We start from the raw sequence: 11,654 nt of genomic DNA, 5'->3' as shown, positions 1-11,654 counted from the left end.
GTGATACATCTCGGTATACTCCCCCCAGCAAAGGCTGTTCTGAGCCCAGCTGCCTTGCTTTGAAGGAGCTACGCATCAGGAGAATTGCTCCGAGACGATTAAGTCCTTTGTTCCGTGGTCGTAGCGGTAGAATCCTTCACCACTCTTTCTCCCTTTCTTACCAGCAGTCACCATATTCACCAGCAGGGGACAAGGGGCATACTTCGGATTGCCAAATCCATCATGTAGCACATGGAGTATGCTCAAACACACATCCAGACCGATGAAGTCGGCCAATTGCAATGGACCCATCGGGTGCGCCATTCCGAGTTTCATCACGGTATCTATCTCCTCCACTCCGGCCACGCTCTCGTAAAGGGAATAGATCGCCTCATTGATCATTGGCATCAATATGCGATTGGCCACGAATCCGGGGTAATCGTTGACCTCTACAGGGATCTTTCCTATCTGCTTGGATAGATCCATAATGATCCGGGTCACTTCATTACTAGTGGAGTAGCCGCGAATGACTTCCACCAATTTCATGATAGGCACCGGATTCATGAAGTGCATGCCGATGACCTTGTCCGGTCTGGAAGTGACCGAGGCGATCTTGGTGATGCTGATAGATGAGGTGTTGGTTGCTAGAATGGCATTCTCAGGTGCAAATTCATCCATCTGCTGGAAGATGCGCAGCTTCAGTTCCTCATTCTCAGTGGCAGCCTCTATCACCAGTTCACTGTTCTTCAGCGCAGTCATATCGGTCGAGGTTTTGATCTGACCTAGGGTGGTCTCCTTGTCAGACTCGCTGATCTTCTCCTTGGCGATCATGCGGTCCAGATTCTTTGAGATGGTGGCCAGCGCCTTTTCCAGTTGCTCGGAAGAGATGTCGATGAGTGTGACCTGGTGGCCTGTTTGTGCAAATACGTGTGCAATTCCATTGCCCATAGTGCCCGCACCGATGACCGCGATGTTCTTCATTTCTTGTGAATTGAGGATTAGAAAAGGAGCGTAAAGCTAGAAAAATAGGCGGCTATTTCCCGGATCCCTTGATGACGGTAAGAACGGTATATCCCAGTATCTTGAAATCCACCGCCAGACTCATGTTCTCGATATAGAGTATATCGTATTTGAGCCGTTGTACCATTTGATCCACATTCTCCGCATAGCCGTATTTGACCTGTCCCCAAGAAGTGATTCCGGGTCTGACTTTGTGTAAGTGGCGGTAATGAGGAGCGACCTCCATGATCTTATCGATGAAGAACTGACGTTCAGGTCGGGGACCTACCAAGGACATATCCCCTTTGAGCACATTGAAGAATTGGGGCAATTCGTCCAATCGGGTCTTACGCATCCATTTCCCTAGCGGGGTGATCCGCTTATCATGGGAGCTACTGAGCTGAGGCCCATTCTTCTCTGCGTCCACCACCATGGTCCTGAACTTATAGATGTAGAAGGGACTTCCGTGATGTCCTATGCGTATTTGCTTGAAGAATATGGGACCCTTACTGCTCAATTTGATGGCGATCATCAATCCAAGGAAGAGAGGTGACAGGATGATAAGTCCAAATAGGGAGACCGTGATATCGATGATGCGCTTGAGGGATTTCTGCCAGGCCGGCATGATCTCCCGATTCACTTCGATGAGTGGAGCTCCAAAGATGCTGGTCATCCGTACCGAGCCGCTCAGTATGTCATACATATCAGGCAGGACCTTGACGATCACCCCGCAGCTCTCTAATCGGGAGATGATCTTGTTCAATGCCTTATGATCGTGAGAATCGACTGCTACGATCACCTCTTCGATCTCCTGCTGAGCGATGGTCACTTCCACTGCATCGAACTCTCCACAGGGCGCCAGGCCGGAATCCTTCATCTCGTCACTTCCACCGTTGTACTTCAAATAGCCTTTGAAATAGTATCCCGGTGATTTGGCCAGTGATCGTATCTCTTGGAAGATATCTCGAGCAGAACTCCCAGAGCCAACAATCAGTGTGTTGAATCCGATCTCACCGCGGTGTACCTTCTTCACCGTACGATTGGTTAGCATGTATCTGAACAGGAATGTGAATCCGAATTGCATCCCGAACAACAGGAAGAATGCGGAGTAGTAGTCCTTATAAGTCGCGATCTGATCATCCAGAATGAGTGCAAAGAAGATGACCAGACAGCCGAATAGGGCTGCCACCAGAGTCTGTCCCAATTCCTGCAGGCGGTGCTTTCTGAAGATGCGATTGTAGTGCCCGCTCATCGCATAGAGAAGGATCCACATCACTGGAATGACAGCCAGCCCGATGTAGAATTTCTCATCGAAAATGAGATCCACATCATAGCCGAATTTGCGGGGTTCCAGGTAGGTCTTCCTATAACGGAAGAAGAGCCACCAGGTGACTCCTGCAGCGATCAGATCACAGACGATATACCGTATGACCAGTGACCGTCTTGTCATTGCAGGGGATGGATCACTTTGACATTATCGAAATAATAGGTCTTCACACCCATGCCGGTATTGTAGCCTTCGATGAATATCTCATACTCATCTTCATTGCCCAAAAGGTCGATAGCCTGATTCAGTTCCACGTAGACATGGTTCCATTGGGCTTGGCCGTTCTCATCCAGTGAGGGGTTGAAGCCCGCGATGCTGTAGTCCAGAATAGACGGTTGTGACCTACGAAGGCCTACCGTGAATGGTCCTTCTACTTTATAGTCCAATTCGATATAGGCGATATTCTTGAAAGCCAGATCCAGTTCCAAGGTGCTATTGACCTTGAAATGATCTCGCTCTTCATCCAAATAGAGAGCTCCTATCTTATCTCCTTGAAGGACATCAGAGGGATCGGGATTGGGAATGGACTCCATGATGGTGTCGCTAGTGACCGAGCGTTCGAATTGAAAGCCCGTGCCTTCGAAATCCTCATTGTTGAACACCAGTACGTCAGCGATGTAGTTGAGGGTGGGTTCCAATGTGACCGAAGCCCCTGGGATGAGTTCTATCTCGGTATTATAGAAATCGTAAAAGGGATAGCGCGTACGCTCGGTGCTCAGTCCGTTGATCTGTATGCCCCCGAAAATCTTGATGTCCACCGGACCTTGATTCAAGATGGGGATATCCACGGGCATCTCATAGGCACCGATAAGCTCATCGTTCACATTGAGCCACACATCGATGATCTTTTCTGATGGACTCCCTTCTTCGATACCTCCGTTGCGCACCTCCAGTCCGATTTCCTCTATTCTGAGAAAGGAGACTTCCTCCTCATTGGGATTGATGAGGTCACAGGATAGACCCAAGAGCAGCAGACCAAGTAGCGGTAATCGTCTTTTCATTCAAGAGATCTCTGAAAACGTGCGCGAAGGTATCCCATTCTGATGGAGTGTCCACCCCACGTTCATCGGTAGATGAACGCCTGGTGTATGGGATTTATTTCATGGATCTCCTTTCTATCTGTTCCATGATACGATGCGCTATGGACAAGGCCATGTAGCCATCCTCAGCGGTCACTGGTGGTTCTGTGTCTGTATGGATGGCCTGTGCCAGAGCTTCGAGTTCATCACCTATGGCATTATTGGGCTCCACTTCCGGTCGGTCGAACGTTACTTCTCTTAAGGGCTTTCCATTGCCCGGGTCCATGGTGATGGCAAATGGATCCGGCTCACCTTCGATCTCGGCCATCGAGACCACTTCACTCACTTTCTCCAGAAAATCCACGCTGATATAGGCATCCCGCTGGAAGAATCGGCTTTTCCGCATGTTCTTGAGAGAGATGCGACTCGCGGTCAGGTTGGCCACGCATCCATTCTCGAATTCGATGCGTGCATTGGCGATATCAGGTGTTTCGCTGATCACATTCACCCCGCTAGCATGTACCGAGCGTACATTGGAGCGGGTCACGTGTAAAATGATGTCGATATCGTGGATCATCAGGTCCAGGACCACCGGAACATCGGTGCCTCTGGGATTGAATTGTGCCAAACGGTGGGTCTCTATGAACATGGGCCGATCCAATCGCTCGGCCACCGCTTGATAGGCCGGGTTGAACCGCTCTACATGTCCTACTTGGATCTTGGTGCCCGCTTCTTCGGCCAGTTTTCTCAGTTGTTTGGCCTCATCTAGCGTATTCGTGATGGGCTTTTCGATGAATAGATGCTTGAACTTACGGAGCCCCTTGATCGCACAGTCAAAATGGCTGAGAGTCGGGGTCACGATATCCACTACATCCACATCATCTAAGAGCATATCCATGTCCTGGTAGGCTTTGACTTCCAGTTCTGCCTGGGTCTTAGCGCTCACAGCCGGATTGGGATCATAGAATCCGATCAGTTCATAGCTCGGGGATTGCTTGAGTATCTTGATATGGATCTTGCCTAGATGCCCTGCACCCAGCACTCCGATGCGTAATTGCTTGTTCTGCACAGGACCAAAGCTAGGAGGATAATACACGGCCACTTGTTATCAAATGCAAGGATTTCAACAGGTCATGGCTGAATAGCAGGGTATTTTTCGGTCGCTTATGAAAGACTCATATAGACATCAAGGTCTTCGAAGGAGGATGGTCCGAACACTGAAGGCCAAAGGATTGACCGATGAGCGGGTCATACAGGCCGTTACAAATGTTCCTAGACACTATTTCGTGGACAACGCCTTTGTAGAACATGCCTATGAGGATAAAGCCTTTCCCATAGCAGCAGGCCAGACCATATCTCACCCGTCTACAGTGGCGATCCAGAGCCAGCTTCTGGACCTCGACCCAGGCATGAAGGTGCTGGAAATCGGCACCGGAAGTGGATATCAAGCAGCCGTGCTGATAGCCATGGGAGCCCGATTGGTGTCCATAGAGCGTCAGCGATTGCTCTATCAGAAGACCAAACCACTGATGAGCCGACTCGGATATCGTGCTAAATTCTTCTACGGAGACGGATACAAAGGAAAAGAGGCCTACGGTCCCTATGACCGCATCTTAGTGACCTGCGGTGCTCCGTGGGTTCCTGACGCATTGGTCCACCAACTGCGTCCTGGTGGCATCCTGGTAATACCCGTGGGAGAAGGGGAAGTACAGGATATGCATAAGTATATCAAGACCTCACAAGGTGAGTTGAAAGAGGAGATTCATGGTGAATACAGCTTCGTGCCTATGTTGAATGACCGAAGCGAAAGCCGTTGAAGGCATATTTAATGGACCTAAAAAGTAGAAAACAACGATTATATACCCTAGTTAATGTTAATAACTATGGTATTTGTTAATAACCTATGTTTGCACCCGGATTTACATTTGATCAAATCTACGTTTCACTAAATTCAGAATTATGAAAAGAAACACATTGTTATTGGCAGCCATATTTGCTGTCTCGGTGGTAGGCGCACAGGACCTCACTTCTAAGAAGGGAGAGCCGTTCCTACCTGAAGGAGGAGAATACGCTCTAGGAGCGGATGCTACTCCACTACTCAACTACGTTGGGAACTTCATCGGGGGTAACGGGCTGAACACAGCACCTGTATTCACTCCACACCCTACAGCCTCAGGAGCAGGTCCAGTTGGATTTGCCATCTACGGTAAGAAGTTCATCGATCCTCAGAATGCATACCGGGCAACGGTCCGTGTGGGATTCAACAACTTCACACAGCGCATGTTCGTTGTCGACTTGGATGGAGATCCAGGAGATGTTGTAGAGGATAAGACCAAGACGAGTGCTATGGGAGTCACCATAGGAGCTGGTAAAGAGATGAGAAGAGGTAACACCAGACTTCAAGGAGTCTATGGTGCTGCTGCTCAGTTCTCTTTTGCTTCTATGAAGACGTCCTATGAGTATGGAAACTCCTTGGATGACATGGGAACGCAATTGACAGAGGAGAAAATGGGAAGCACAGTCACTTTCGGTGTCGGTGTTTTCGGTGGAGTCGAGTACTTCTTCGCTCCTAAGATGTCAGTAGCTGGTGAATATGGTTGGGGTCTTGCGATCTCGAGCACCGGTGATGGTGAGACTACTGTCGCAGTCGATGGTGACGATGACATTGTGACTCAGACCGGTGGTAGCAGTACGTTCATTATCGATACGGCCGCTATTGACAGCTTCAACTTGAGACTGATGTTCCACTTCTAAGAGAAGTCTGAATACTACTACTAGGAGCCCCGATCCTGTGTGAAACGAGATCGGGGCTTCTTGTATACTTTCGGTAAGGAATGAGACGTCTATTGCTGTCGGTCATTTGTGCTTTCTTCTTCTCCCAAGGGCTTCTTGCCCAATGGGGAGTCGGCATCAGCGCGAGTCCATTTCTCGATTATACGGGCAATCTGATAGGTCCTTCGTCTACCATTCCCACATGGCAAGGAGGTGAAGGAATCCCTCGGGCATTGGATGTATTCAGATACCGATCGGAATCGGATGACTGGATCCGCTATAGACTACAGACTAGCATCCAGCGATCGAGCGATAGAGACTGGGTGCCTGCCTTGTATGATGGACTCAATGAGATACCACAGGAAAATGTGACGGAAGAATCCTTGGAGAGGTCTTTCGAGATGCTCATGGGCATACATAGGGAGAAATGGCTCGGAGACGGACGGCTCCAAGGAATTTGGGGTAGAGGAGTGCACTTGAGCACCCATACCATGCGAGCAGAGGTCAGTATAGAGAATCCTCTAGCTGCATATGTAGGTGATACGCTGTGGTATGATACCGGATACAGCTTTGGGGCGGCTGTTTTTGTCCAAACCGGAGTCATCTACCAGATCACTCCATCTTTGTTCCTATCTGGCCGGATGGGCTTCGGAATGGATGTTCACTACGTCCCTGAGGTACGATATAGACGTGTGGAGACGTTCTCAGGTTCCGCAGAATTGATAGAACGCACCGCTGAACCGAGCAATTCGTACTGGAGAGTCGACAATTTCATGATTCCAGAGTTCAGCATAGGCTTCTATTTCGGAGCAGACTCAGACGAGAAATGACCTTCTGATACCTTTGCAGCGCATTTAGAGAAACGATGAGACCCATAGTCAAGATAGGAGCAGGGATCATAGCTTTGGCCATGATCAGCTTGCTTTTCCTCAACCCTTCAGGCTGCACCTCCGATACACCGGATAGACGACCATTGGCCAAACCCAAGCAGTGTTTCATACGCTCAGAGAGCGGTTCTATCCAGTCTGGACAACCGATACGCTTTCGCAGTGGTATCAAAGTGGAAAAGACGGTACTTGACAGTACGGTCACTTTGGACGGAATACCCGTCATGGAAGAAGAGATTCCTACAGATGAGCTCCTGCTAGGCAGGCATGATCTGAAGATCAGATACCTATTCGATGATTCCACCCGCTGCGAATCCTCTTGGTCCATCGAGATACTATCTGATGTCACACCTCAAGTGATGCAGTACCAGGTTATCAGTATGTATGATCATAATACCGATGCCTATACCCAGGGATTGACCTGGCATGACGGTCGTATATATGAGAGCACTGGGCAACACGGGGAATCGCTTATCTATAACTATGACCCCATGAAGCGTGACTACGCAGATAGGGTGGACCTACCCATGACCTATTTTGGTGAAGGCTTGACCATACTGGGAGACCGTATCTATCAACTCACCTATAAATCCAAACTCGGTTTCTACTATGACCTGAACACGATGGAGAAACTAGGAGAGTTCAGTCTACCCACGGCAGAAGGGTGGGGGCTGACCGACAATGGCCGTGAACTCATCATCTCCGATGGGACGCATGTACTTACCGTATTGGACCCTAAAACCTTTGAAGTACTCCGGACCATTCCGGTGTACGATGACAAACAGCGATTGGAAAGCATCAATGAAATGGAATATGTGGATGGTTACATCTACGCCAATCTCTACGGGGCCACAGTCATTGCCAAAATAGATGCGAGCAGTGGAAAGGTCTTGGAATACATCGATTGCCGCGGAATTCTCCCTCCTGAGCTTCAGACTCCCGACCAAGATGTATTCAATGGCATTGCCTACAATTCCGAGCGCAGGACCTTCTACGTGACCGGAAAGTACTGGCCCAAGCTCTTCGAGGTCAGTTTTGTGCCCAGACCCAGCTAGACATCATTTGATGCGAAGGGAGAACATCTTTTGTTCACCGATGAAACCGCTCAACGTATCTCCGACCTGTACTGGTCCCACTCCTTGAGGTGTGCCGGTGAATATGAGGTCACCTATCTTCAAGGTGAAGTATTTAGAGACCTCAGCGATCAAGCGGTCGATAGGGAATATCATATCGCTGCTATTCCCTTCTTGTACGAGTTCTTCGTTCTTCAGAAGCCGGAAGGGTATGGATTGCACATCGCTGAATGACGATACAGGTAGGAATCGTTGACTGACCGGTGCGGAATGATCGAATGCTTTGGCTTTCTCCCATGGCTGGCCTGCTTCTTTCAATCGTTGTTGGGTGTCCCTACAGGTAAAGTCGATTCCTAGACCGATCTCCGAGTAATAGCGATGTGCAAATCGCTCTTCGATATGTCTACCTACCCGATCGATACGTACCACCAATTCCACCTCATAGTGTACGTCATTCGAGTGTTCAGGATAGAAGAATGGCTGCCCTTTAGGGATAAGAGCAGTCTCTGGCTTGAGAAATACGACAGGTTCTGTGGGCACCTTGTTGCCCAATTCTTTGGCATGGGCAGCGTAGTTGCGTCCTATGCAGATGATCTTCATCGTCAGATGGATTGCTTCATAGAAGAATAAATGCGCGAGATGACCTTCTTGGTATACATAGGGAATTCGGCATTCATCATCCAGTGGTAGTAGGAAGGTTCCTGATTGAATACGTCTACTACTTTCTTGCCCTTGTGTTTACCGAAGTTGAAGATCTCCTGTCCGTCCTCATCCATTCCGATACGCCCTGCAAAATCCACCGAGTTCCGGTTTCCTTTGGAGAATTCGGCCAAGAAGTCCACATCGTTCTCCAGTTCCTCGTATCGCTCGATCTGCGCTTGCAGCACTTCTAAAGTCGCAATGACATCCGCTTCAGCGCTATGCGCATCTACCAGATCCTTCTGACAATAGAATTTGTAGGCAGCGACCAGTGTGCGTTGTTCCATACGGTGGAAGATATTCTGCACATCTACAAATTTCCTGTCTGACAGGTCATAGTGATCACCTACTCTCAGGAATTCCTCGATCAGTAGGGGGATATCGAAGCGATTACTGTTATACCCTGCCAGATCACAGTCAGCCAAGAAGGCATAGATTTCTTCTGCCTTGTATTCGAAACTCGGACAATGCCGCACGTCATCATCAGAGATGCCGTGAATGGCCGTTGAAGTAGGAGGGATCGGAATGGTAGGATTGAGTCGTTCCAGATAGGTGTCCTTCTGGCCATCGGGATGTAGCTTGATGATGCAGATCTCCACGATCCTATCCTTGGCTACATCGGTGCCTGTGGTTTCGAGGTCGAAGAATGCTAGGGGTCTTTCCAGTGCTAAAGCCATAATGCAATTTGATAGGGATGGGCTGACGAAGGTAGCATTACCCAGCATGTAGAAATGAAAAAACCCCTTCGATCGAAGGGGTTTTGATTCATATCATGCAATGTCTTAACGCGCCACCATACGTATGTACTGGAACTTCTCGTATTTGCTTCGATTGGATTCGAAATCCCCTCGGTATTTCGGGCCTTGGATGAGGCCTTTGATGGAAGTGATGTTGACCTTGTTACGGCTCACACCTCTGCGGTCGAGTTCGGCCATGAGCATATCGAGCCCATCATTGGCCCTGTTATTCGCGAGTACATCATTCGATCCCCAGGTACGGGTAGGTACGCGGGATGCACTTCCTTCTATCTCTATATCTACCGATCCATGCTTGTTGATCATATCCACTAGATCATCCATGAAGAGTTTGAATCGCGTCTCGGCCAATCCGATATCCTTCTCATTGTATCCAAAGTATTTATCGAAGATGGCTGTTCCGGCAGAAGTAGCAGAGATGACGGATACATCATCCTTGGTGGTCATCACAGTGGTCACATCATCAGTGGTGTTCTGTATCTGAGTCACACCATCATCGGTCTGCGTGACCACACCGTCAGCAGTGACTACTTTGACTACCGATCCACGTAGATTGACCGGGTCCAGTTGCACTTCGCGTTCTATCTGACTGTAAGCAGTTCCGCATTCTACTTCCAGATTTTCTTTGTGGATAGAAGTGCCATCTACGAGATAATCCAGTTCGTAATTCTTACAGGGTTCTAGGATGGCCACGAATACTCCATCCCGCATACGCGGAGTGTAGGTGCTCACGATACCGGTCTCAATGTCGGTCACCATCACCATGGTATTCACAGGGATAGCTCCGCCTTCAGGAGGGACCACATAGCCTTTGAGTACGGCCAGATTGCTTCCATCCTCAGGTTCTGGAAGTTCGACCATATAGATGTCTTTGAGTCCGTAACCACCTTCTCGGTCAGAGGAGAAGTAGGCCCTACGGCTATCTGCAGAAGTCACGTAGAAGACATCATCATCTACGGTGTTGATGGGGTAGCCTACATTCTCAGGGGTGGTCCAGTCACCGCTATCCATGAGTCGGGTAGAGAAGATGTCGAAGCCTCCCATGGTATTATGTCCCTTACTTGCGAAGTACAAGGTCTTCCCATCAGGATGGATGAATGGAGCATCCTCATCGTACTTGGTATTGATCTCCGGACCTAGTAGGAGCGGCTTACTCCATAGACCATTGGGAAGTTTGACACTGCGATAGATATCTCTTCCTCCATATCCACCTTCTCGGTCACTGACGAAGTACATGGTATTGCCATCAGCACTCTTCGCGCTATGTGTCTCCCAATCCTTGCTGTTGATATCACTGGAGAGTTTCAGTGGATAGGACCAAGTCTCACCTATGAGAGTACTGGCGTAGATATCCCCTCCACCCTTGTCGGTATCCTTATAGATGTAGAGTTCTTGGCCATCGGCCGAAACATTGATAGTGGCCGAGTGCTGGCTGGCCTCATTGATGTTCAACAATTCGGGTCGCTGCCAATCCCCATTCCTGTCTCGGTATGAGACGTAGATATCTTCGAAGAACTGCCCGTCCTTGTCATCTATCAGATTGGCATTGGTACTGTCGTCCCTCAATCTTCTACTGGTGAAAAAGAGGGCGTTCTCATCTACAGAGACCACAGGGCTGAAGTCATTGAATTCTCCATTGATGACCGGCCCCATGTTGTTGATGGTGATATCCACCCGGGGATTGGAGATCTGCGATTTGGCATTGGCTGTCATCACTAGACCGCGTTCGGCATCATCGCGTAGATGATGTCTCTTGCCCATGAGGTCCAAGGCCTCCTGAAAGGACTTCTCGGCCTTGGCCAGTTCATAGTTGAGCAGATAGGCCTGTCCGAGATAGTATTTGGTCTCGATAGGCGCATTGCGCTCTTTGGGGTCATAGGGACTATAGTCACTGATATTGAACGAAGCATATTCATCAGAACGACCATTCTCTGCAGCCTCCAGATACTTCATTGCCTTCGCCTTCTCATTCGATGATTTGAGATAGCAATACCCGATCTTATAGTTCAGGTTGGCATTGGTAGGATCATCATTATACATCTGAAGCCACAGGTCAAGGGCCTGCATGTGATAGCCTTCTTCCATCAGAAGGTTCGCTTCCGTGAAATCCTCTCTGAACTTGGATGCATCCAGGTCATCCGGTT

At 49.1% G+C, this 11,654-nt stretch carries 11 protein-coding genes; 4 read left to right on the top strand and 7 right to left on the bottom strand.

Annotated elements, in window-relative coordinates; all coding sequences use genetic code 11:
- Positions 1–75 precede the first annotated feature (75 nt).
- The 4 genes from HKN79_02550 to HKN79_02535 all read right to left on the bottom strand — a co-directional run bounded on the left by HKN79_02550 (position 76) and on the right by HKN79_02535 (position 4,393).
- Complete coding sequence (locus HKN79_02550; protein ID NNC82429.1) at positions 76–960, bottom strand: 3-hydroxybutyryl-CoA dehydrogenase; 885 nt, start codon at positions 958–960, stop codon at positions 76–78.
- A gap of 52 nt (positions 961–1,012) precedes the next feature.
- On the bottom strand, positions 1,013–2,428 hold the full coding sequence (locus HKN79_02545) for a sugar transferase (GenBank protein NNC82428.1): 1,416 nt from the start codon (positions 2,426–2,428) through the stop codon (positions 1,013–1,015).
- On the bottom strand, positions 2,425–3,306 hold the full coding sequence (locus HKN79_02540; protein NNC82427.1) for a hypothetical protein: 882 nt from the start codon (positions 3,304–3,306) through the stop codon (positions 2,425–2,427). The genes HKN79_02545 and HKN79_02540 overlap by 4 nt, the downstream gene beginning before the upstream one ends.
- Positions 3,307–3,400: 94 nt before the next feature.
- Complete coding sequence (locus HKN79_02535; GenBank protein ID NNC82426.1) at positions 3,401–4,393, bottom strand: Gfo/Idh/MocA family oxidoreductase; 993 nt, start codon at positions 4,391–4,393, stop codon at positions 3,401–3,403.
- A 97-nt stretch (positions 4,394–4,490) separates the two neighbouring features.
- On the opposite strand from HKN79_02535, the gene HKN79_02530 reads away from it, so the two are divergent.
- From HKN79_02530 to HKN79_02515, 4 genes are all read left to right on the top strand, one after another.
- The gene (locus tag HKN79_02530; protein NNC82425.1) at positions 4,491–5,141 is read left to right on the top strand and encodes a protein-L-isoaspartate(D-aspartate) O-methyltransferase; all 651 of its coding nucleotides are present in this window, start codon (positions 4,491–4,493) and stop codon (positions 5,139–5,141) included.
- A gap of 142 nt (positions 5,142–5,283) precedes the next feature.
- Positions 5,284–6,078, top strand: a complete 795-nt coding sequence (locus HKN79_02525; GenBank protein NNC82424.1) for a hypothetical protein — start codon at positions 5,284–5,286, stop codon at positions 6,076–6,078.
- Between the two features lie 80 nt (positions 6,079–6,158).
- The gene (locus HKN79_02520) at positions 6,159–6,926 is read left to right on the top strand and encodes a hypothetical protein (GenBank protein ID NNC82423.1); all 768 of its coding nucleotides are present in this window, start codon (positions 6,159–6,161) and stop codon (positions 6,924–6,926) included.
- Between the two features lie 35 nt (positions 6,927–6,961).
- Entirely contained in the window at positions 6,962–8,038 is a 1,077-nt protein-coding gene (locus tag HKN79_02515; protein NNC82422.1) for a glutaminyl-peptide cyclotransferase, read from the top strand.
- A gap of 3 nt (positions 8,039–8,041) precedes the next feature.
- Here the strand turns inward: HKN79_02515 and HKN79_02510 are convergent, their stop codons facing one another.
- The 3 genes from HKN79_02510 to HKN79_02500 form a co-directional block, all read right to left on the bottom strand.
- The gene (locus HKN79_02510) at positions 8,042–8,656 is read right to left on the bottom strand and encodes a fumarylacetoacetate hydrolase family protein (GenBank protein ID NNC82421.1); all 615 of its coding nucleotides are present in this window, start codon (positions 8,654–8,656) and stop codon (positions 8,042–8,044) included.
- Positions 8,657–8,658: 2 nt separating this feature from the next.
- Positions 8,659–9,432: a 3'-5' exonuclease gene (locus HKN79_02505; GenBank protein ID NNC82420.1), complete on the bottom strand. Its 774-nt coding sequence runs from the start codon at positions 9,430–9,432 to the stop codon at positions 8,659–8,661.
- A 105-nt stretch (positions 9,433–9,537) separates the two neighbouring features.
- Positions 9,538–11,654 (bottom strand): hypothetical protein (locus tag HKN79_02500; GenBank protein ID NNC82419.1); only part of this gene is annotated, 2,117 nt, incomplete at its 5' end.

The sequence above is a fragment of the Flavobacteriales bacterium genome (assembly GCA_013001705.1).
Taxonomy (GTDB): domain Bacteria; phylum Bacteroidota; class Bacteroidia; order Flavobacteriales_D; family JABDKJ01; genus JABDLZ01.
Note: the sequence above shows the minus strand (reverse complement) of the source record. Positions and strands in the feature narration are given on the sequence as shown.

Excerpts from the sequence above, each read along its gene's own strand:
- HKN79_02550 (NNC82429.1), bottom strand. The coding sequence starts at position 960 with ATGAAGAACATCGCGGTCATCGGTGCGGGCACTATGGGCAATGGAATT.
- HKN79_02545 (NNC82428.1), bottom strand. The coding sequence starts at position 2,428 with ATGACAAGACGGTCACTGGTCATACGGTATATCGTCTGTGATCTGATC.
- HKN79_02540 (NNC82427.1), bottom strand. The coding sequence starts at position 3,306 with ATGAAAAGACGATTACCGCTACTTGGTCTGCTGCTCTTGGGTCTATCC.
- HKN79_02530 (NNC82425.1), top strand. The coding sequence starts at position 4,491 with ATGAAAGACTCATATAGACATCAAGGTCTTCGAAGGAGGATGGTCCGA.
- HKN79_02525 (NNC82424.1), top strand. The coding sequence starts at position 5,284 with ATGAAAAGAAACACATTGTTATTGGCAGCCATATTTGCTGTCTCGGTG.
- HKN79_02520 (NNC82423.1), top strand. The coding sequence starts at position 6,159 with ATGAGACGTCTATTGCTGTCGGTCATTTGTGCTTTCTTCTTCTCCCAA.
- HKN79_02515 (NNC82422.1), top strand. The coding sequence starts at position 6,962 with ATGAGACCCATAGTCAAGATAGGAGCAGGGATCATAGCTTTGGCCATG.
- HKN79_02510 (NNC82421.1), bottom strand. The coding sequence starts at position 8,656 with ATGAAGATCATCTGCATAGGACGCAACTACGCTGCCCATGCCAAAGAA.
- HKN79_02505 (NNC82420.1), bottom strand. The coding sequence starts at position 9,432 with ATGGCTTTAGCACTGGAAAGACCCCTAGCATTCTTCGACCTCGAAACC.